This is a genomic window from Agrobacterium sp. NPDC090283 (assembly GCF_044769685.1).
GTDB lineage: Bacteria > Pseudomonadota > Alphaproteobacteria > Rhizobiales > Rhizobiaceae > Agrobacterium.
On record NZ_JBIVYG010000002.1, the window covers coordinates 1 to 21129 of the forward strand.

Sequence of the window (21129 nt, forward strand, 5' to 3'; positions counted from 1 at the left end):
ACGCTTAAACTCTTCGCTGAAATTCGATTTGCCCATGATGCTCTTCTTGCCTCAAAATTAGGAAAGAAGGTGTCTACAAATCTTGGGGCTATTCAGTTCGAGTTGTCTTGAATGGACATATGCGTCTCCCTGCCTGTTTTTGGGAGACGGTGTCGGTTTTGGATTAAAGGAATCGCCATCGGGCTAGGGTACGAGTGCCCGATTTTCAGCGATGTTTCTTCGGAGAACTTATCGTTGAACTCAGGCTGATTTTGCGACGTACAAAGATGATGTTCACATTGGAAAAGCTGTCTGCGTCTTATTTTCGAGGAAACCCATGCTTTTGACACAATTGTCGATTGCATTCTCTTCATATTTTGCCAAAAGATTGAGTTTTTCTTCGCTCTATCATCGAGGTTTCCCATGACAGACCAGCCTTCATCGTCTGATTTGATCCAGGCGAGCCGCGTTCTTAAGGTCAAGTCGCCGCTGGGTGAAGACCAGCTTCTGCCGGAGCGCATGGTGGTCAGCGAGGGCGTGTCGCAGCTCTTCGAAATACAGCTCAGCGTTCGCGCCAAGAAGGAAGCGGTCAAGCCGGAAGAACTGATTGGTCGACTGGTCGATGTCTCGGTCGAGGTGCAACAGGGCGATGGCGAAGGTGGCAGTATCCGCCGCCCGTTCAACGGTCTGGTGACGAACCTCCATGAAGGCCCGCCCATTACCCGTGGTCTTCGCTCCTACGCCATGACCATCCGTCCGCAGATGTGGCTGCTGTCCCGCCGCTCCGACTGCCGCATCTGGTTGGACAAGACGACGGTCGAGATCGCCGAAACCCTCTTTTCCGAGCATGGCATTTCAGCCCCGGACACGTCGGGCATCATCACCACTCCGCCCGCACAGGGGTACAGCGTGCAATGGAACGAAACGGACCTGGACTATCTCCTACGCCGTTTTGAAGAGGACGGTCTCTTCTACTTTTTTAGCCATGAGGACGGTTCCCACAAGCTGCATGTGGCCGACAGCGCCAACGGGTGGCTTGGACCGTCGCCCTCTTCCCAAGGGGAAGGCAAGGTGAGGCTTGCCCAAGGCTCTTCGGATCGCAATCACATCAACGACTGGGCCCGCAGCTTTTCCTACGTCCCCGGCCAGCGCGCCGGTGCGGACTGGAATTTCGAAACCCCCTCGATGGTGCCTGGCACGATGACACCGTCTTTGGTGCAGATGCCGGATGCGACCAAGCGCGAGCTTTACGAATATCCCTCCCGCATCAAGACGGTGGCCGAGGCTGAACGTGCGCAAAAGCTCAGAACACAAGCCACCGAAGCCGATCACGACCGGGTCTTCGGTGGATCGACTTCCCGCATCCTCGAAGCCGGTCGGCGCTTCACGCCATACGAAGTTGCTCATCCCGAACATGAATACGAAGAACATGTGATCATACGGGCCAGCCACACCGTCGTGGATCGCTCCTACGAGACCAACAGTAACGAACCAGAATATGGTAATGCGTTCGAGGCGATCCCATCACGCGTGCCGCTGACGCCACATCGCTCTACCAAGCGTCCGCGCATTGAGGGCACGCAGGTTGCGATTGTCGCAGGACCAGCGGGTGAAGAAATCCACCCAGATCAGTATGGGCGCATCAAGCTGTGGTTCCCATGGGATCGCAAGGCGAAGAAGGATGGCACCGATACATGCTGGGTGCGGGTAGCACAGAACTGGGCAGGCTCTACGTGGGGCGGACAAATCATTCCACGTATCGGAATGGAGGTGATGGTTGCCTTTGTGGATGGTGATCCAGATCGACCACTTGTGACGGGCGTGGTGCCGAACCCCGCCAATGGAGTTCCTTACGATCTTCCTGCTAACAAGACGCGCATGGTGCTCCGCTCGAATACCCACAAGGGCAAAGGGTATAACGAACTCTCTTTTGAAGATGAAGCTGGACAGGAGAACATGTTTCTTCACGCGCAGAAGGACCAGACCCTCAAAGTTCTCAACAACCGCGTCAAACGCGTCGAAGCTCACCAAGTCGAAAGCGTAGGGCAAAACAAATCAATCGATGTCGGGCAGAATCATCAGGAGAAAATCGGAGGGTCGATGAACCTAACGGTTGGTGGTGGAGCTAGCGGCGTTCCGTTGTTAGGAGTTTTGAGCGGGATCGCTGCGGCGGGCGGTCTCGATAGCAAGAATGGAGCGGCAGCGATTGATAATCCCCTACTTCAGCAGTTTGCTGGCGCAATTGCGTCTTCAGGGGTGGCAACCGAGGCTGCCTCGCTCATGGCGAATGCTGATGTCAACAGCGCAGGTAATTTTGCAAAGCGCGCCGGTGGCGAGCAGACGTCGACAGGGTCTGCACTGGGTGGGCTTCTCAGCAAGTTGCTTCCACTGAGCGGGATCGTCAGCACTGTGATCGAGAAATTTCGCACCGACACCATTGGCATAGCGCGTACCGAGCAGATCGGCGTTTTCAAAAACACCACGGTTGGTCACACGATGACAATCAATGCCGGAGAGGAGTTCATTATCAAGTGCGGTCAGTCGAAATTGATGATGGACAAAGATGGGAATGTGACGATCACGGGGACGAAATTCAATTTCGCGGCCTCCGGTCATGTTCAGATCAACGGTGACGTTATCGACCTGAACTGAGGCGGGCTATGCTGGGACGTAACGACACCCCTTTTGCAGCAATCGGCTTCGAGCAGGCTCATCGTGACGGCCATGACATGGGCGTGATTGCTGTTCGTGGCCGGTACACGATTGACGACGATGGTTCGCTGGCTCTTGCCCCTGAGCAGGACCTCGTTCTGGTCGACGAGTACGAGGGAGATCCTCACACGACGCCCTTGCTGAAAGCAGCCGATCTCATACCGTTCAAGCCGTCGACTGACATCAGCATTCTTGGAAAATCATACGCACCCACCGGTCAACCCAGCGCCGAGTGGATCGCCGGGGTGCGCATCGGCAAGTGGGCAAATGCTGTTCGCATTAATGGACGTCGCCACTGGCTTTGGCGCGCCAAAAGCTGGCACCTCTCGGCACCGGAACCGATCGACGAAGTCGCAATGGATTATCGGAATGCTGCGGGCGATTTGAGCTGGGATCAGCATGACGATCCAGAGGTGCCGAAAAATCCTATAGGGATCAAAAGGCCACCAAAAGACGGGAAAGAAAATGAGGATGCGTTACCTGTTGCGCTGATCGGTTCTCTCGATGATGACTATTCCGATGTTTTCGCCAGCAGAACGCCAAAGGGATTTTCACCTGTACCGCCGTTCTGGCGCCTGAGGCAGCAATATGCAGGAACATACGACGACGCGTGGGTAGCTGAGCGCCATCCGCAATTGCCGGAAGATTTCGACTACCGCTTCTACCAGTCTGCACATCCTGACATGATCTACCCAGGCTATCTGGCAGGCGATGAATCGGTCGAGCTTGCCCGTCTGACACCGGGAGGCGGAACCCTTCGATTTTCGTTGCCAAATGTACAGCCGACAGCGCTTTATCGGTGGCGTGACGGACGAGAGGTCCGGGTTCTTCTCAATCTCGATGGCTTGCACATCGACCTACGCCAAGCGCCGTACCAGGTGGACATCACATGGCGCTCGTGGTTGCCGATTTGCCCCAATTTCCTGCGCATCGAGCTAACCGTTGACGAACTTCATGAGATGCGGATGTCTGGTCTCCCACGGGCAACGATTGATGGTCTTTCGGAGGAGACAACATGAGCATCCCCCCTCCTCGGGAAGGAAGTCGCGCGACCCGCGAAGGTATCATCATCTCGAAATACCCCGACGTATGCCGCTCTCCCACTGCGCCCGTGCCCTATACCATCATCGCGTACCAGGACGACGATGCAAATACGGCTTCCAGCGTGTTTATGACGGGCCAACGGGCCCACAAGCAAAACTCCATCGTCACGACATGCAAAGGCGACGAACCGGGCAAGGGATTAGGTGTATGCTCCAATACAGTCTCGTCGATCTGCCACCGAAAGGAGCATTCGAACAACGTTCGCATCGAAGGGCAATGGGCGACTCGGCATTCCGACGAATGGTGGATGAATAATAAAAACACCATCGGCAAGTTGGTCTGGCCCAAACATCAAAAATCGTTCGATCCGACGCCGCCAATTAGGGAGCCTGAAGACGAAACGGCATCAGTATCAGATACCGCCGAAGATAGCATCGTGTCACGTTCGACCAGTCCAATAATGAGTGACGCCGCACCATTTCAGTATGTTCCAGGGCAACAATACGCGTACCTGGACACGCACGGTAGATTCGCCCCATCTACTACACCGACTAGACCTGCACCCCAACCTGTGAGTCCCCCGGCTGAGCAACCCAAACCACCTGCAAACCCTCCTACTTCTCAACCTAAGGCTCCGCCACCCTGGGCACGATGGTGGCTCCTGACGGAGGTTTGGCTGATAAAGGAGGCATTTGAACGTTTGGGGACAATGCCTCAGCGCCTCGAAGAAGCACATCAGCAGGACCTAGCAATTCAGGGACGAACGCCTCAGGCCATTGAAAATCAAATGGAGACCCAGTTTAAAAATACTCCGTTTGGTAAGTGGTATCCTGGGACCATCAAAGATTACGCTAACGAGGTTAGTGCAGATCCTAATGCGGAGGATCGTCTTCGCTTACAATACTTGACAGACGAAAAGAAAAAAGAAAATCAGCAGCAAATCGATACGCTGACGCGACCTGAGCCGACAGGCAGAACTCCTGGAAATGTTTCGATAGACGGCCAACCGCGCAGGCGGCGTAATTGCACTTTGAGGCAATACAAGAAAGGCTGCCTAGATGCAGCACCGTATTCAACGCCACATCATGTGGTTGCAGACAGGGCATTTCGTGCCCCCGGCGCAGATGGTGCTTTGTATAAGGGAGGCGTACCGCACGGTGACGGCTATTCGATATGCGTAGACGGGGGAACTCCAAAATTCAACGGTCCGTCTGCGAATGAGCATGGTCTGATACACGGGATATATAATCCTTTGGAAAAATCCCTCGGTGGCACAAAAGGTACTGCGAGGCTCGATCAACTTGAGATGATCGGGGTTGCGGCGGCCGCGGCGGTCACCGGTTGCGATCCGGTCGATCTCCTCAAGCAACTACGGGACTATCACCGAAACGAACGCAAATTGCCTGGGAACACCTTATTTAGGGCTGATCCGACGGGTAAAATTAACGTTGATCCCAATAGCGTTGGCACTGGTACCGGTCAGTCCGGTAGTGCAGGCTCATTGTAAGGAGAGTTCTATGGTTGTACCTGTCAAATTCGTCGTTGCCTGTGCTGCGGCGGACGACATATTCGTAATCGCAACGATACCAGATGAACTCCCTGTGGATGCAGAGTTCACTCGAATTTACTACTTATGCCCTGACACAGAATCAGTATGGCATTATCGGGACTGGCCAAATGAGCAGGTCGTATCAGTGTGTTTGCGTCGTGCTCGAGATGGCGTGAAGCGCGCCGCGTGCGCTTTGACCGGAGAAGGAGATATCGAGATAGCCAATTCTTCCGGACAAACTTATGAAAAAATTATAGGTGCAGGCCTCAGCGGGGAGCGCGCCTTGGGCGCAGTCACGCGAATTCAAGAAATCGGCTCAACTCTTTTCGTCTGCGGTAGTTTTGGCCAAGTATACAGGCGCGACGAAACTGGTTGGACGCCTATCGATAGTGATTTAGTCAAACGAGGCGAGAGCGCTCTCAGCTCGTCATTTTCCGATTCCGCTTCTATTTCCGACAGCATGCTGCGTCAATTGACTCAATCATTGCAAAAGGCACCCAATTTCAATGACATTGGAGGCCTTACTGAAACGGATGTCTACGTGTGTGGAAATGGAGGAAATCTCTTTCATTTTGACGGTTTAACGTGGACAAAGATTGAAACTGGTACCAGCTCCATCCTTACATCTTTGCACTGCGTTTCCTCGGATGAAATACTGGTTGCAGGAAAAGACGGCGTTGTTCTGTCTGGCAACGTGCGATCTGGGTTCCGTAACTTAGGAGAGTTTTTTCCGGGCAGTTACATCTGGTCGGTTCGCAAATTCAAAGAAAAAATATATCTCGGCACCTTACAAGGTCTCTATGTGTTGGAAGGCTCAAGAATACGATTGCTGACCAGCGAAAAACTAGATGGCAAAGCTCAGATCATCAGCCTCGGTAATGTATCTGATAACTATCTCTGGATTTCAACCGATCGCCACGCTTTCCGCTATGATGGCGAGTCCTTTACGTTCTATCAACATGGGGACAACACTGCATATTGACATAGTCAAACTTTTGCTAACGTCCACGTCATTTGCTCCAATTTATGACTGATAGTCTTCATACATGAACAGGATGACGGGACCATTCGGCACCCATTGCTCAACGATTACTTGTCTTGGTGATGGTGATCTGACTTTGATCTATCGGGAACGAACTGAACGATGGTGCGCAGAATGGGTAATCCACACCCCGAAAATCAAAAATCGACCGCTCAAGCTGAACGTCCGGTCAAGTCCAACGACAACGCCATGTACGCGATCAGTCGGGTTGATGCCGACCGTCATGGCCAGAATGCATGGCTGGTCAACTTTTCCCGTGGTGGGAAGACGTTTCAGATGACCTTCAGTGACGGCACCTATGGCGGCCGTGAGCAGGCGCTGACCGTTGCCAAGGCTTACCGTGATGCGGTTATGAAGGTCGTGCCTCCCTTGACCAATAGAGATATGAGGATGCAGGTGCGCAGGAACCGCTCCGAGGGAAGCAGCCTGCCAGGCGTCTACTACAACAAGCCGGGTGAACATTCGAAAGACGGTGCCTGGATCGCAAGGATCGAATTACAGGTCGAAGACGGCGGCCGAGACTCCACCGCAAAACGGCGTCGCAGGGCTCTCACACGGACGTTCAACGTAGGGAAATATGGGTACGACAAAGCTCGCCGACTTGCGGAAGAAGAGCGAATTCGCATGGTACTCGCGGTGGAGAATGGCGAGGAGCCTGCGTTGCGAAGTTCCGACGCTTTAGCTTTGCATCGGGAATTGTATGATCCGATGCGATGATCTCGACAGCGGCAACAACCGCTGTCGTCGACGCGACCTCGGTAAGACGGACATACGGTCTTACGGCTTGTCAGCCCGCTCTCACCTTCCCACCGCAGCAAGGCTCAACAGATACCTTACTTCTGTGTCAAAGGTCACTGGAGCAATGTCATTTTGGATGGCACGAACAAGAAAAAAGCCGAATGTTTTCAGTGCGCCCATTGTCACATCCAGTGGCACACCACAGGGATAGCCGACGATCCGTCTTCGGAGGAATGATATTACTAGCGGTGGCCTGCAGCCATGAACGAGGTCGTCGCTGGTTCCTGCTGTTGCTCTTTGCCCGCCTCGTCACTAGAAGTTGGCGAAGGTCCGCTCTTAGCGTGTAGCTGTCGCCGCTGGCAAGCGATACCAACCCGCCTGCCTCTCACCCATCTCAGCCTTTCGAGGATCGGTCTAGAATGACGACAAAGGGCCGATCATGGACATTCTTCATAGCGTCCGTGGAAGGTTCGCACCCGAGGCCATTACCGCCTTTTCTCGCCATGACGATGATAATGGCTTTTGGCACCTTGTCGGCTCATGAAGGCGTCCGCTGGCAGGCGGGTAAGTCGGCTTCCATTTCGAACTTGCGGCAGGCAACCAACACAAGTCATCAAGTCGCTATATTCTCAAACGAGACATCTGCCCCGACGCCGCCAAGCACGCTAGAACCTCTTCTTGAAAACGGGCTGGGCGTCTTTGGGTTTGGGCTCGAAGAGTTTGTGCAAACGGTCGATAACCGCACTGCGGAGCCTGAAATCACCTAGCGGATCGAGAAGTGTCCTCGGCGCCAAGACGTCTTCGTTGAAGGCGAGGGCCAGGCCAGTGCGTATCTCATCGGGAAGTAGCGCAGCGATTGCGTCCATGAGGCCCTCCTCCCCGAAGGCAGCCCCAAGCAGCAGTGGGACGACAAGGGCGGACCGATCCGGGTTCATGTAGAGCGTGCGGGCGAGGGTCAGGACGGCGGTCTTGTCACCCGTCGAGCCCACCACTAGCGCCATGCTTACCGCCACGTTCGGCGCGCCATCGGATAGAAGATGTTTCTCGAATCGAGCGGCGCGGATTGGCGACCGATCACCGGAGAGGAAGAGGGCTTCAGCGGCGGCCCCATGCAATCGTGGTCGCCCGATCTCGAGGGCTATATCCGCCAGTCGATCACGGCCAGCGACATCACCTTGCTTGGCGACCGCCAGCAGCAACGCATTGCGTAGATCCGGATCACTTGTCACGGCGGCTTGCGTCATCAGAGTGTCGATCGCGTCGGCGAAGAGCGGAGCTTGGTCGCCTAGCAACTTGGCTGCAGCGGTAGCGATGGGATAGCTCGCCTCCTCGCCATAGTAGATCTCGGCGCGTGTCCAGGTGTCCGCAGTCAGGCCAATGAGGGTTGCCTGATGTGCGGCATCAGGTTTGGCGCCCAGAATTTCAACGACCGCCCTGCGCACTCCGCTTCCCTTGTCGTGCGCCATCGCTAGGATGTGAGCGGGAAGTGGAGCGACGAGGCCGTTCGCGATCGCAAGCAGTGCGTCACGCCGGACATCGGCGAACCGGTGCTTCAGCGCACCTTCAACGATGTCCAATAGTCCCTCTTTGGCCGCGAACGCGAGCGCGGTCGTAGCACGACCGATATCCTCGATTTCATTTCCCGCCAGCAGGCTTTCGATATATTTTCGGACCGGTCGTCCCGCCCCTGCAAGGAGCCGGACTAGCACGACCTGCAGGTCGGGACTGGCGGCGTCGAAGGCTTCGAGCCGATCGATCTCGATCGGCGACAGCGCATATGGAGTCTCGTCGAGCACCGCTCGGGCCAACTGTGCGTAGGGTCCGGCTTGATCCGGTGCGTCCGCCGCGAAGGCCATAATCTCGGCTTTCAGTTCGTAACCGTTCACCAGTACGCGCAGATCGGTCATCGCCCGCAGGACGCCCTGCAGATCCTCGACTGTCGCCATTGCTTGGATCCACGCGTGTCCCTGCGCCGGTTCGTTCACGATCATGGTCTTCAGGACAGCATAGCGCTTATCCTCGGCGAGCCCCGGCGTCTTCAAATAATCGTCCAGTCGTGAGTCGAGATCGGCCGACCATTTGTTGCGCGCCATGTCCCAGAAGTGTGCGTCGTGGCGGTGCCCGCGCACGGCGTCGGCTAGGCCCACCATTTCGCCCGGCTGCGGGATGACGCCATCGCCACCGAGTACTTGGATCCAGCCCCAGACTAGTTCCGCCGAGCGGGGGCGCGCGACGATGGTGTTCCAGCCCGACCGTCGGCGTAACTCGGCGACGTAGAGCCGGATGAAGCTGTCGGCCGTGTCGCCGTCATCGTGGTGCATGTCGGTGAGATGCTCGGCGTAGTCTTCGCTGTGTTCGCCGTTGCGAATTTCGAGCCAGACCGATCCATCGTAGTCGCCGCGCAGGCGAACGCTTACGTCGATCGCCGCGTCGACCACGGCTTCGAACCCGGTAAAATCGGTTAAGGCCCCCTTGCCAACCACCTTGGCGTTGACTTCATAGCCGAATCCGACCATCCGCAGCGCCGCGTCCCGAAAAGCGTCGGTCTGGACGCCGGCCACGACCGCAATGCGGTCGGCGAAGTCGTCTGGGAAATTATCGTTCGTCCGTGCCAGCATTTCACGAATGACGCGCCCTGCTACGATGCTGACATCGAGATCAGCCACCATACGCGAAGCATCGGCTGAGCTGACGGGCGTTTCGCGCCAGTTCTGAAGCAATCCGAACGTCTTTCCACGTGCGCTGAACCAGCGCGCAAACAGCGTAATCGTGTCCGTAGGGGAACCGACGTCGGCCGCCAGCTTGAGGTCGAATTCGAGCGTATCAGAATCCGTCAGCAACCGGGTCCGAACATGAGCATCGATCGCGACCTGAGCACCCCGACTGACCGTTACCCGGACGCAATCGTTCTTAGCGCCCTGGACAAGGCGTGCCGCCGCTTCGTGGCCCCAGTCGGCGCCATCGTAGCTATCGATGGCGATCAGCACATCGACTATGACGCCCAAGAGACGGGCAGCACGGGCGCCGTGATCCTTAATGATCCGCTCTAGCCCCGCCTCAACACGTGGGTGGTAGTAGCTCAACACATCGTTCGGCTGACGCAGATTACGCCCTGCGGCCATAAAGCGAATCAGAGGGACGATCTTGTCCTCGAGTTCTAGGTCGCTCGCGCCGATCGCGTCCGCGAGTTGCGGTACCACTTCCCATGAAAGGCGCGGTAGCGCCTTCAGAAGGCCCCAGATAGCGATCGCGGGAAGCGTGTCGTGGCGGTCTTCGACCTGATCAACAATAGTATTCTCGATCGCGTCGATGTGCGCGCAACCAAGGCAGCGATCAATGAAGGTCGGCACGGTCTCGTCGGGCAACTGGTCGTCCGCGAGCCCGTCAAAGAATTTTTGGATTTCGTACGGGCTTTCGAGGCGTTTGAGGATCAAGTCGCGGTACGCGTATACCGGAGGCTTCAGGACCTCAGGCAGAAGCCGGACCTGGTTGTCGAAGAGACGGAAGCGTTCGCGTTGTCCGTAGTGCTGCGTCTCCAATGGGACAAACCATCGTCCTGAAAGCCGTTCACCGCTTTCCTTAAGGACATCTGACCGGGTGGTAACGATGAATTGTCGGTCGGCATGCGCCTCGTTTAGCATGCGGTCGAGGTCGCGATTCCAGACACCTTGCTCGGGGTGGTACCGGTACTTGCCCCAAGGATCCTCGATCATGAAGACAACGCGGCCGGTTTCCTTCGATTTCCAGACCTGCTCGGGTCCGCCTGTCACGCGGATCACCTTGAATGCGCCGTACGGAGAGCTGCGTAGTTCATCGAGCAGAACTTCGGCGGCCGTCGTCTTTCCCGTTCCAGAGCTGCCGCTGATGATCACGCCGTACTGAGTCGCCAGCTTTTTCTGCAGTTCGCCCCAGTTTGTCGGTTTTACGAACATTCCCACCTCGGGCGCCGTTGTCAGATAGCCGCCGAAGGCGGTGATGGTCTTCTCCAGCGCGTCGCGCGTCCAGACGCTGGGGCCGTTGCGCATGTGTTTAAGCGCGACGGACCGCAGTTCCTTAATGCAGTTGGGGATGTGGGTGAGTGGCACCTTGCAGGTCGTCTGGAGAAGGTCGCGGATCTGACCATCGAGCTTCGCTTCATCGAGACCGTCAAGAACAGCAATGCGCCCATCCAGGCCGGGAAGCCGCGATCCAATGTTAGGTGGCAGATGCGCGGGCCAGGTTCCGCCGACCGAACCCATCCGCAAATCACGAGCGACACCCTTGGTGGCGGCGCTAGTGACAAGCAGATACCGGAGCGTCGTGTCCTCGGTCAAAAGGGTGTTGGGTGATTTGCGCTTCTTGCCCTTGGTCAGAAGGGTTTCGAGGTCGGTGTCCGACCACGGCTCGCCGTGGCGAAGCTTGGCCTGTACGATAAGTGGATAGCCCCCGATTATGATGCGTGTTGCGGACGAGACTTGCGTTTCGTCCCTAAGGTCGGCGGCAAGGTCCTCGTGGTTGGCGGGTTCTAGTGTGATCTCGTCAAGGCGCTTGCGCACGAGCATGAGGTCAAGTGCAAGGTAGATCGAGACATCGACCTGATAATCGTACCCTGCCAGCCCTGCCGGCGCGCTCGTCGTCTTGTCGTCCATAATCGGGCCTCGTTCTCCTGGACCGGTACATGTACGGAGGTTTGCGGCCAGCCGCAACGTTCGTGTTCCGCATCACCCGGCGGTGGGAGATCGACGTCTGCTCCGACTGCGCGGACATCGCCCCTCGCCTGCAGTAGGAGCGCCGCGATGTCGGCGAGGTCTACCTTACGGTCGCTGAGATAAGGTCGGCGCTGAAGGAGAGGCTGACCATCGGCAGCACGAGATCGACATGGACGAGGCGGAGAGACTGTCGCGCGGGAACGGACGATATCTGGACGCGTCGCGGGTCCTGGAAGCCTTCGAGAGTTTGAAGGCCTGCTTCCGGACGAGGATCGACCACGCCAGGCGGTTTCCAGAACCGACGCGAGGAGTCTTCGACGATCTCGATTTCGAGCTGCGCGTCCGGTACGGTATCGGCGATGCTCGGGAGCGAGCGGAGATCATGAGAAGGTTCGGTAACTGACCCGCCTTCAGTCGGTCGATGCATGCATCCGGCGCGGTCCCTTTCCTCCCCAGGCAGCTTTCGCTAACTACCTCCACCGATCTTTACCTGGAGCCCGAGATCGATTTAAATGCAACCTGGAGGACACACTGCTTCGATGTGGCTGTCCATTTCGAGGCAATGCATGGCAAACACAGAATATCGTGACGCGGTTCGAATCCTTTTCCTTCTGGCAGAAGGCTCGGTCGAAAATCCCGACCCCGACACGTCCCACGACTATCCGCGCCGCTTCGAAGGCGAGACGCGGCTCCAGGCCCTAGACTTCTGGGTTCGGTACCCCGACTATCTCGCGGACGAACTGTTGGCGCAGTATCTCGAATCCGGGGATCAGGCGCTCCTGGATGCCGCGCGAACGATCTTCGACGACAACGAGCCTTCCGAGAAGGCGATCCCGATGCTGCGTCGCTACTTCGGCGCTTACGAGCCGCTCGACACCGTGCTTTCGATCCTTGCCGTCGCAGGACTCGTTCGGCCTGTGACCGTGCTCCATCCCACCGCCAATCCCCGTCATTTTCTCCTGAGCGAAGTTGGGATAGAACTCGTCGGCAGGATCGTCAGGGAGCACTCGATCTTCGAGTGGTACGCCGCCCGTGCAAAGCTCGTCCTAAAAATCGCCAAGGGGCGCGGCGGGAGCGCACTAAAGGATCGGCAGCATCAACAGAAAGAATACCACGAAGCGCAGCTCCACGATCTCATTCCGACGATTGCCGACCGCGTCCGTGCCAGACTGGAGGAAATCGAAGCATGAGCGCGATCACACGCGACCAATGGGTCTCACAAATTGCCAATAAGACCGGTCGAGGCGTCGACGAGGTGGAGGCGCTGCTCAAACGGCACGGTATCGAGCCGCGGCTCACGCACGCCGTCCCGCGACGCCTGAGGCTGGTCAGCCTCAAGTTCTACGGAACCAAGACGGGCGACTATGAAACGTCGGCCATCGACTTTTCCCGAGAGGACATGGACGTCGGTCTGCACGCATTCGTCTCCTCGAAAAACTTCAAGGGCAAGACGTCGCTCCTGAAGATCATCCGGTGGGCGCTGACAGGAACCCGTACCCTGCCCTCGGACATGAACGGCTGGTTTCGTACCCTCTCACTGAGGTTCAACATCGATAACGACGAGTTCGAAGTCCGCCTCGACAACGCCGAGCGGAGCATCGGAAAGCTCCTGAAGTTCGTCCGTGGCAGAGAGTTCGTGGTCGCGCAGTTCGAGGATTCGAGGGCCTTCGCCGAGGCGATGGACAGCTTCTTCCTGAAGGAGCTCGGTCTCGACTCCCTCGAGGTCATCGCGGAACGCGAAGACGGGTCGGGTGTCGAGCAGAGGCACGGTTGGAACTGGCTTTTCGGAGCCATGTGGTTCGAACCGGATCCTTCGACGGTGTTCGGCGGCTCCGACATCAGCCACGGGAAGCCTACCCGCATGATGCAGATGTATCTGGGCCTTCCCTGGATCATGACGCGGGCGTCGTTAATGGAGGCGAGAAAGCGCGAGCAGATCGAAGGCGACCAGAAGGCGAAGGCCCAGCGGCAGGTCTCTGACGCAGCCCGGACACGTCTCGACGAGCTTCTGAAGAGCCGAGCGAAGATCGTGGCTACCCAGTCCAAGGAGAGACCGGTTGCTGAAGTGCAGAGGGCGGTTTCCGAGGCGCTGACGAAGTTCATGGCTGCGGCAGAGAAGGTACGCAAGAACGTCATCCTGATCGCCGAGATCGACGGTCAGCGTCGGGCAGCCGAAGACGCCGTCACCGCGACATCGCGCGAGCTGAGCGCGTTTCTGGAGAGCCAGGCGGCCGGCCACATCTTCCGTCGTCTCAACCCTGTTTCGTGCCCAAGTTGCGAGGAGGTCTACGATGAAGAAGTCCGTACCGTCAGACAGGGTCACCACGACTGCATCGTCTGCGGCCGGGCGGAGCCGCGTGGCCCCGATGACTCCGCCGGAGTCGAGGCAGAACTACGGGAAGCCGTGAAGGTAGCCAAGGACGAAGCCAAGAAGCTTCGGACACGGCTCGCCGACTTCACGCGAAAAAAGGCGGATGCTGAGGCCGAGCGGGATCGGTACGATCTCGAATCGAGGCGACTCGAGCAGGAGATGAAGGACATTCAGGCCCGTCCGGACGGACAGATGGAGCTCCTGAAGCTGGATGCCCAGATCGAGGAATTGCAAAAGATGGCGGGCGAGGCGCCAGTCATGGCGACCTCGGACGTTGGGCTTCTCGACGCCGCCATCACGGCGACCGAAAAGATGTATAAGGAAGAACAGACCAACGTGCTTGGCCGCGTATCGGACCTGACGGCGAAATTCGCGCAGACATTCGGCATCACGGACCTCAGGGAAGTGAAGCTGAAGGGAAACACGACCATGGACGTCGTCTTCGTGGGCGGCCCGAAGACCTTCAGCAAGTGCACGTCGGGCGAAAAAACACGCCTGAAGCTCGCCGCGACCCTTGCCATGATCCATGTGGCCGAAGATAGCGGCATCGGCAGGCATCCCGGCGTTCTGCTTCTTGATTCCGTGGGAAGCGCCGAAGTCGTCAACGAGGACGTCTCCCAGATCATCGAAGGCCTGGCAAAGCTGTCGGGCGCCTTGCCGACCGTCCAGGTCTTCCTCGCAGGTATCGAAAACCAGGCCATCCTCAGCCATGTTCCTGGCGATAACGTGGTGAAGAATCGAGCGGACGGATATCTGTGGTAGGCGGCCATGCAATACGACGAGATCATGGAGGGTCTGCTCTCCCACCAGGAGACACCGACCGTCGACCGGTTCGGAGGGCTTGAGAGCCTCCTGTCGGACGGCGCTCGCGTCGGCGCGTCCGTGTTCTCGGACATAATCGTCGACATGGTGCTCCCATTCCGGGATGCCCGCCCTGCCGACATCGACGCGTTTCTGGCCGAAGTTCTGGTCGTGATCGATCGCGGACCGGAGCTGAATTCGATCTCTAATCGCCTCCTCGCGCTTCATTTCGCCGATACAGCCGTCGAGACGAGAGTGTTCAGGCGTCTTCTGGCGCTCGCTGTCGAGCGCGGGAAACCGACACCGCTGCGTACCGCAGCCCTGAAGGGGGCGCTCGCGTTCGCGCGCGACGATGCGATACGGCTTGCCAGGCTGGTCGCGGAACTGTCGGAGACCTCTCCGGAGGATGAACCCGCATATCTTGCACACGCCGCAAGGATCGCCGGTGTCCTTCACGGGAAGACGCGCAATCCTGCGCTGGCAGATTTCCTTCACCTACTGGGTGACGTCGTCGGGGCGGCCGACCAGGTACATTTCGAACTAGGACTGGTGTCCCTGCAGCAGGCGATCGAAGCCGAAGACACAGCAAGCGTAGTGCGCCACCTTGGCGATGCACGGGAGGCGTTTGACCGGGCCGTGGCGTTGAGAGACAGTCGGCACGACGCGCGCTCGTATCGACTGGCGATCGAGCTGCTGATGGAGTTTCACGCGCGGAGGATTCCTTCGGGACTGGACGCGTCCTTACGGGAGATGCGCGCAAGCGCCTTCGCATATTCCGAGTACTCCTTGATGGGCAGAAGCGACCCGGTTCTCGGGTCGATCGCCAGCCAGGTCGCGGGGCTTGCATCGCTCGCCGGCAATCTGGCAGCTCTGACAACCAGGCTCGACGAGGACGTCTGGCTCGAGGCGGTAGAGATCATCGAAAAGCATCTTCTGTTCGCCTACGAAGCCAATCGGTCTGTCTTCGCCGGTCGACCAGGTCGCGGCATCGACTGCGTGATCAGACCTGTCCTTGAGCCCCGCCTTTTCGGCAATCGGAACCATCTGCTGCAACTGTCGGCGTGGCTGCGTCGGCATGCAGCGAAGTTTGATGCCGAACTTACGCACGACCTTGCCGCGGCCATGGAGGCCTCCTACCAGGGAGGAGCCGATTTCCCTACCGACGCGGGATCCAGCGACCCACTGGATTCCGCGCTCAAGGAAAGGGTTCGATCCACTAGCGACGAAGCGTACGAGGATCTCGTGGCCACGGCGGCGAAGGTCGTGTACGCGCATCAATCGCAGAACGTCGGTATCGCCATTCGCCGGATGCTGGAGACCGTGGACCGGGCCTTCGCCTCCATCGAAGACTACGTGAAGCCTTCGGTCCGAAGTCACTTCCTCGCACTTGTCCTGGGGGTCGCGAACTTCCTGGCACAGAAGCTCGACAGCTCCGTGGAGCTGGATCGCTTCTCCGAATACCTCTTCGAGCGCGGCAGGCCGCCGCCCCTCGAAAAGGAAATCCAGCAGGATTTCCTGCGACACGCGCGCTCCGCCGGACTTCCCGTCACCGATGAACTGAGAGGCGTCGCCGGAGGGCGGGCGGACGTGGCCTACACCTCCAACGGGGTCGTCATCATCATCGAGGTTAAGCGGGAGCTGGCCGACGCTTCGTTCGACAACCTACTAGCATCCTACGGAGAGCAGACCGCGATCTATCAGGCGACCAACGTCAAGCTCGGCGTGATGCTGGTCCTCGATCTCTCTAAGAAGAACAGCCGACTGGCGCACATGGACACCTGGTACGAGACGCGGACCGGCGATCTTCTCGACGATGGAACCGAGCGGGCCGTCCTGATCGTCAAGGTGCCGGGCCGCCGCGAGACGCCGAGCACTGCGACGGTGGCGGCAAAGGCCAGAAAGGGGAAGTCTCGACGCGCCGCGCCGATGAAATGATCAGTAGCAATTTCGGTTCCCGGTGCATCCAAGCGTCACGACACGAAAGTGAATGATCTGTCCGATATTTGAGAACAAAAAAGGAATTATTGCTCTTTGCGGCCGAGTTTTACAACGTGCTGCGGTAAACGAGGAGGCAGAGCGGTATCAACTGGAGCCCGACCACCTGTCGTCACTGCGAACTCTGGCGCGGCAGGGCAAGCTGGTTTTGCCTGTACCGGAAGAATCCTGTAAATTCGCCGTCGCCCCGCAGGCCCATGTGAGGAGTACGCTCACCGCCATCGTCAACGGCCATAGACAGGGCCGGGTCGATGAGCTGCCATGGATTTATCAAACCTGCACTGCGGTTCCAGTCGATCCTAAGGCGTTTAAGCAGCATCCCGCGCCTTTAACCACAAGCCAAATTCCTGAATAACGCTCACTACCTTTTCCAGCCGTTTTCCATCTTCCGTAAGAGCATACTCCACCTTGATTGGTACGGTCGGAAAGACGGTGCGCTGGACAAGCGCCGACACTTCAAGTGCACGGAGATCGAGGGTGAGCATTCGCTGGGAAATGCCTGGTACCAGTCTCCTGAGCTCGTTGAACCGCTTTGGTCCATCCACGAGATACGATACGATCAGTAGACGCCAGCGTCCGCCAAGCAGGTGCATCGCTTCTTCGACAGAACAGCCAGACACTGTCTCCTTCATCCCTTAATCCTCTCGGCCCCGCTAGGTATAAAATATGTACCTAGATGACAAACTTTTGCGTTCTTACTTTTTTATACCGCCTGAATTACATGGAAGTCACGTCCCCTTCAAGCTGAAGAACGACGTCAAAATCTATGGAGCCACCGAGAATGAAACTCTACTACATGCCTGCAGCCTGCTCCCTTTCGCCCCACATCGTAGCAAACGAACTTGGTCTCGAGGTCGAGTTCATTAAGGTCGATCACAACGATCATGCGACGGAACAAGGGAGGAATTTTCACAGCATCAGCCCACATGGCTACATCCCGGCGCTACAGCTTGATGATGGTAATGTGTTGTGGGAGGGCTCGGCAATTGTCCAGTATCTGGCAGACCAGAGGCCCGAGCGAGGCCTTGCCCCGGCAAATGGAACCTTTGAGCGCTACAAGCTGCAAGAGATGCTCAGCTTCCTGTCAACGGAAATCCACAAGGGATTCATCCCGCTCCTCTATGCGCATCTGGCGGGCGCTTATATCGATGTCGCAAGACCAAAGCTCGAAAAGCGCTTTGCGTGGATCAACGGGCATCTCGCCGACAAACAGTTCCTTATGGGTGACCAGTTCTCGGTCGCTGATGCGTACCTGTTCGCATTGGCAGGCTGGGGTCAGGCACCATGGCTCAAATCCTATTATAATGCACCAATCCAATTGGATGACCTCAAGAACCTTCGAGCGTGGTACGAGGGAGTGAAGGGACGCGCGGCAGTCCGTCAGTCCATTCTTCAGGAAGGCCTCGAACTGAATTGATAAGTGACTTGCCTCGGCGCTTCAGCGACGAGGCAGTTTGCGATGGTGTGAACGCCGCATAACTCTAATGTCCATTGTCAATGCCTTGGGCGAGAAGAAGCTGCCGCTCTCGCGAACGGGTCTCTTACGATGATCGCGTATGGGTGGAGGTGGAACTCAAGGATGTCGGTGATCAAGCTCTGATGCGCGAGTTGGTTACCGCCTTCCCGATTGTGCGTTCGGAGCTGCTTCTATCTTGTTGCGGGCGGTCGCAGTACAAATCACTGTCGTTCGCTTTCCCCGTCTGGCGAGCAATTCTGGCCATACTTTCCATCGACCGTGGCGAACACGCCAGCAAGGCTCGTAGCTCGTGAGTTGGCCGACGGTGTCTTCATCACCGCCTATCAGATGGACCGTTCGACCAACGGCTTGAAGACTATCCTGCAGGAAACCAATACTAAGCGGCTTCAAGGATGAAGCCGCTTACCAGGATGAGTTAGAGGCCGATTAGACTCCAAAAAATGCCGAGCCCTGCACATACAAGCAGCGTGGTGATCACCGAAAGTTTAAGCCGGAAAATCGCTACGGCGGCAAGAACTGTAAGTACGAGAGACGGCCACACTATCGAGGTGATGACAGGTAGATCGATTGACCATCCGCCTAGCGAAACAGCCCTGACCTCCGCGAAAAGCACATGAAGCCCGAACCAGATTGCAAGGTTCAGGATGACGCCGACGACAGCCGCTGTGATAGCGGACATGGCCCCGCTCAGGGCTACATTGCCACGCATTTTCTCTATGAAAGGCGCTCCGGCGAATATCCAAAGGAAGCTCGGAAGAAACGTCACCCACGTCGTCAAAATTGCCCCCAGCGTCGCGGCCATTAGGGGAGACAGAGAACCAGGGTCTCTATAGCCAGCCAGAAAGCCGACGAACTGCGTGACCATAATCAACGGGCCGGGCGTCGTCTCCGCCATACCAAGGCCGTCAAGCATTTCACCCGGACGGAGCCAGCCATAGTTTTCAACGGCAGCCTGTGCGACGTAGGCGAGAACCGCATAGGCTCCGCCAAAGGTAACGACGGCCATCTGACTGAAGAACAGTCCAATTTTCGAAAAGACGTTCTCCCATCCGAACGCGATCACAAGCGTTGCCACGGGAACGAGCCACAGCGCGGCCAGGGCACCAGACGTCTTCAGTGACCAAGCGAGGTTCGGCCTTGCGTGGCGTGGGATGTCCCCGCCGAGCGCGGAGTCTCGATCTTCCAGGATTTTTCCTGAGTCGGATTTATGACCGCCACCGACCTTGAATGCTTGCACACCTGCTCGACCACCAAAATAGCCGATGACACCGGCTCCAATAATGATCAGAGGGAATGGCACATGAAAGAAGAAAATGGCGATGAAGGCGGCAGCAGCAATCGCTAGCATCACGTTGTTCTTGATGGCACGACTTCCGATGCGGAAGACGGCCTGGATGACGACGGCGAGGACCGCGCATTTCAGCCCGAAGAACATACCCTCGATGGCGGTAACCTCACCGAAGATTACATAGATGTAGCTGAGGACAAGAATGGACAGGAAGCCTGGCAAAACGAACAGGAGACCAGCGATCATTCCTCCCTTAGTCTTGTTCAATAGCCATCCGATGTAGATCGCGAGCTGATGGGCCTCTGGACCGGGTAAGAGCATGCAATAGTTGAGCGCGTGCAGAAACCGATGTTCGCCCACCCATTTCTTCTCGTCGACGACGATTCGGTGCATCACTGCGATCTGTCCGGCCGGACCACCGAAGCTGAGGGCAGCCACACGCGCCCAGACCTTTACCGCTTCAGAGAACGGTACGATGTCACTGGAGGTTTCGCCGGGAGCAGCAACAGTGGTTTTTGTGAGGTCGGTCATGGTCATCATCCCTTCCTCGGGTTAGGCCAGTTATGCGTCTCGTCGGTCGCATCTCGGCACCAGCGATAGAAGGCATCGTAGAGCGTCATACCTGCTTCGAGTTGTTCGAGATCGTCATTGAACATGCGGGACAGGCCGAGCGAGGCTGCGAGCAGTCCTGGCACCTCGGGAGCGAGTTCGGGGCGTGCCGTATCGGCACCTCGTACGATTATCGCAAGATGATCAAGAGGTTCCGAATGGAGGCCCAACTCCTCGATCATGACATCGAAGGTGCATAGCGCACCCCGATGGCTCCAGAAGACATCCTCGATGTCGAAGGGCGTGGCATTGAATCGGTCAGCAACTGCTGAGACCTCATTCGCCGGAACGAACAGGAAGATCGCCGACGGATCGATGAACCGCCGTATCAGCCAAGGGCAGGCAATCCGGTCTATTTTCGGACGCGACCTCGTCACCCAGACAGTTCGACCAGTTGCATCGCGTGGTGGAAGCTTATCTGCGGGCACCAACGTTCCCTGACCATCTCGCCACGCCTCGAAGCCACCTTCCAGGACTTCGGCGTCTTGGCCAAGGAACCTTAGATACGCAGCAACGCCGTGACTGAGCTTGCGGCCTTTCTGACAAACGATGATAGAGGGGCCACCGACACTCGGCCCCCAATCGGCAACTGTTCGGTAGTCGCGTCGGATGGTTGTCGGGACCAATCGTTGATCGGCGGCGTAGTCATCCTCGTCACGGGCATCGATGATGGTCGGCAGGTTAGGCGTGCCGATGATCCGATTTAGCTTGTCGGGTGTGATTTCCAGAAATGACGGCATAGCGCGTCCCTCCGTTGGCTCGGGTTTATAGGACGCGATTCTCTAGCCGTGGCCTCGTGGGGTGATCGCTACCCCATCACGACGGATTTTGCAGCG

The 21129-nt window shown here is 57.4% G+C and carries 14 protein-coding genes and 1 pseudogene; 11 read left to right on the forward strand and 4 right to left on the reverse strand.

All coding sequences use genetic code 11. The features are described from left to right. Window positions 1-402 precede the first annotated feature (402 nt). From tssI to ACIQUH_RS03090, 5 genes are all read left to right on the forward strand, one after another. Window positions 403-2631: a type VI secretion system tip protein TssI/VgrG gene (gene tssI / locus ACIQUH_RS03070; RefSeq protein WP_400812528.1), complete on the forward strand. Its 2229-nt coding sequence runs from the start codon at window positions 403-405 to the stop codon at window positions 2629-2631. An 8-nt stretch (window positions 2632-2639) separates the two neighbouring features. Continuing rightward, on the forward strand, window positions 2640-3710 hold the full coding sequence (locus ACIQUH_RS03075) for a DUF2169 domain-containing protein (RefSeq protein ID WP_400812530.1): 1071 nt from the start codon (window positions 2640-2642) through the stop codon (window positions 3708-3710). After that, window positions 3707-5242, forward strand: coding sequence for a PAAR-like domain-containing protein (locus ACIQUH_RS03080; protein WP_400812532.1), 1536 nt, complete (start codon window positions 3707-3709; stop codon window positions 5240-5242). The genes ACIQUH_RS03075 and ACIQUH_RS03080 overlap by 4 nt, the downstream gene beginning before the upstream one ends. Window positions 5243-5252: 10 nt before the next feature. Then, window positions 5253-6266: a hypothetical protein gene (locus ACIQUH_RS03085; protein ID WP_400812534.1), complete on the forward strand. Its 1014-nt coding sequence runs from the start codon at window positions 5253-5255 to the stop codon at window positions 6264-6266. Window positions 6267-6440: 174 nt separating this feature from the next. Then, window positions 6441-7043, forward strand: a complete 603-nt coding sequence (locus tag ACIQUH_RS03090) for an AP2/ERF family transcription factor (protein ID WP_400812536.1) — start codon at window positions 6441-6443, stop codon at window positions 7041-7043. A gap of 686 nt (window positions 7044-7729) precedes the next feature. Here the strand turns inward: ACIQUH_RS03090 and ACIQUH_RS03095 are convergent. Then, window positions 7730-11692 carry a hypothetical protein gene (locus ACIQUH_RS03095; protein ID WP_400812538.1) on the reverse strand — a complete coding sequence of 1321 codons (3963 nt, stop codon included), beginning with the start codon at window positions 11690-11692 and terminating at the stop codon, window positions 7730-7732. A 229-nt stretch (window positions 11693-11921) separates the two neighbouring features. Between ACIQUH_RS03095 and ACIQUH_RS03100 the strand changes: the two genes are divergently transcribed. The 5 genes and pseudogenes from ACIQUH_RS03100 to ACIQUH_RS03120 form a co-directional block, all read left to right on the forward strand. Then, window positions 11922-12155, forward strand: coding sequence for a hypothetical protein (locus ACIQUH_RS03100; RefSeq protein ID WP_400812539.1), 234 nt, complete (start codon window positions 11922-11924; stop codon window positions 12153-12155). 163 nt (window positions 12156-12318) lie between these two features. After that, the gene (locus tag ACIQUH_RS03105) at window positions 12319-12942 is read left to right on the forward strand and encodes a hypothetical protein (RefSeq protein ID WP_400812541.1); all 624 of its coding nucleotides are present in this window, start codon (window positions 12319-12321) and stop codon (window positions 12940-12942) included. Next, complete coding sequence (locus ACIQUH_RS03110; protein ID WP_400812543.1) at window positions 12939-14885, forward strand: hypothetical protein; 1947 nt, start codon at window positions 12939-12941, stop codon at window positions 14883-14885. The genes ACIQUH_RS03105 and ACIQUH_RS03110 overlap by 4 nt, the downstream gene beginning before the upstream one ends. Window positions 14886-14891: 6 nt before the next feature. Continuing rightward, entirely contained in the window at window positions 14892-16859 is a 1968-nt protein-coding gene (locus tag ACIQUH_RS03115; RefSeq protein ID WP_400812545.1) for a hypothetical protein, read from the forward strand. A 223-nt stretch (window positions 16860-17082) separates the two neighbouring features. Beyond that, window positions 17083-17274, forward strand: a pseudogene (locus ACIQUH_RS03120) (hypothetical protein); the annotation flags it as partial. Here the strand turns inward: ACIQUH_RS03120 and ACIQUH_RS03125 are convergent. After that, a complete protein-coding gene (locus ACIQUH_RS03125) occupies window positions 17228-17551 on the reverse strand; it encodes a winged helix-turn-helix transcriptional regulator (protein ID WP_400812547.1) in 324 nt (107 codons plus the stop codon). The pseudogene ACIQUH_RS03120 and the gene ACIQUH_RS03125 overlap by 47 nt on opposite strands. Window positions 17552-17700: 149 nt before the next feature. Between ACIQUH_RS03125 and gstA the strand changes: the two genes are divergently transcribed. Beyond that, on the forward strand, window positions 17701-18336 hold the full coding sequence (gene gstA / locus ACIQUH_RS03130) for a glutathione transferase GstA (RefSeq protein WP_400812549.1): 636 nt from the start codon (window positions 17701-17703) through the stop codon (window positions 18334-18336). A gap of 475 nt (window positions 18337-18811) precedes the next feature. Here the strand turns inward: gstA and chrA are convergent, their stop codons facing one another. Together chrA and ACIQUH_RS03140 are read right to left on the reverse strand one after the other, a co-directional pair. Then, on the reverse strand, window positions 18812-20224 hold the full coding sequence (chrA, locus tag ACIQUH_RS03135; RefSeq protein WP_400812551.1) for a chromate efflux transporter: 1413 nt from the start codon (window positions 20222-20224) through the stop codon (window positions 18812-18814). Further along, window positions 20221-21033 carry a chromate resistance protein ChrB domain-containing protein gene (locus tag ACIQUH_RS03140; RefSeq protein WP_400812553.1) on the reverse strand — a complete coding sequence of 271 codons (813 nt, stop codon included), beginning with the start codon at window positions 21031-21033 and terminating at the stop codon, window positions 20221-20223. The genes chrA and ACIQUH_RS03140 overlap by 4 nt, the downstream gene beginning before the upstream one ends. Window positions 21034-21129 lie beyond the last annotated feature (96 nt).

What these genes read in the sequence shown, in the direction of transcription:
- ACIQUH_RS03090 (WP_400812536.1), top strand. Translation starts at nt 6,441, where the DNA reads ATGGGTAATCCACACCCCGAAAATCAAAAATCGACCGCTCAAGCTGAA.
- chrA (WP_400812551.1), bottom strand. Translation starts at nt 20,224, where the DNA reads ATGATGACCATGACCGACCTCACAAAAACCACTGTTGCTGCTCCCGGC.
- ACIQUH_RS03125 (WP_400812547.1), bottom strand. Translation starts at nt 17,551, where the DNA reads ATGAAGGAGACAGTGTCTGGCTGTTCTGTCGAAGAAGCGATGCACCTG.
- ACIQUH_RS03100 (WP_400812539.1), top strand. Translation starts at nt 11,922, where the DNA reads ATGGACGAGGCGGAGAGACTGTCGCGCGGGAACGGACGATATCTGGAC.
- ACIQUH_RS03115 (WP_400812545.1), top strand. Translation starts at nt 14,892, where the DNA reads ATGCAATACGACGAGATCATGGAGGGTCTGCTCTCCCACCAGGAGACA.
- tssI (WP_400812528.1), top strand. Translation starts at nt 403, where the DNA reads ATGACAGACCAGCCTTCATCGTCTGATTTGATCCAGGCGAGCCGCGTT.
- ACIQUH_RS03085 (WP_400812534.1), top strand. Translation starts at nt 5,253, where the DNA reads ATGGTTGTACCTGTCAAATTCGTCGTTGCCTGTGCTGCGGCGGACGAC.
- ACIQUH_RS03110 (WP_400812543.1), top strand. Translation starts at nt 12,939, where the DNA reads ATGAGCGCGATCACACGCGACCAATGGGTCTCACAAATTGCCAATAAG.
- ACIQUH_RS03140 (WP_400812553.1), bottom strand. Translation starts at nt 21,033, where the DNA reads ATGCCGTCATTTCTGGAAATCACACCCGACAAGCTAAATCGGATCATC.
- gstA (WP_400812549.1), top strand. Translation starts at nt 17,701, where the DNA reads ATGAAACTCTACTACATGCCTGCAGCCTGCTCCCTTTCGCCCCACATC.
- ACIQUH_RS03075 (WP_400812530.1), top strand. Translation starts at nt 2,640, where the DNA reads ATGCTGGGACGTAACGACACCCCTTTTGCAGCAATCGGCTTCGAGCAG.
- ACIQUH_RS03095 (WP_400812538.1), bottom strand. Translation starts at nt 11,692, where the DNA reads ATGGACGACAAGACGACGAGCGCGCCGGCAGGGCTGGCAGGGTACGAT.
- ACIQUH_RS03080 (WP_400812532.1), top strand. Translation starts at nt 3,707, where the DNA reads ATGAGCATCCCCCCTCCTCGGGAAGGAAGTCGCGCGACCCGCGAAGGT.
- ACIQUH_RS03105 (WP_400812541.1), top strand. Translation starts at nt 12,319, where the DNA reads ATGGCAAACACAGAATATCGTGACGCGGTTCGAATCCTTTTCCTTCTG.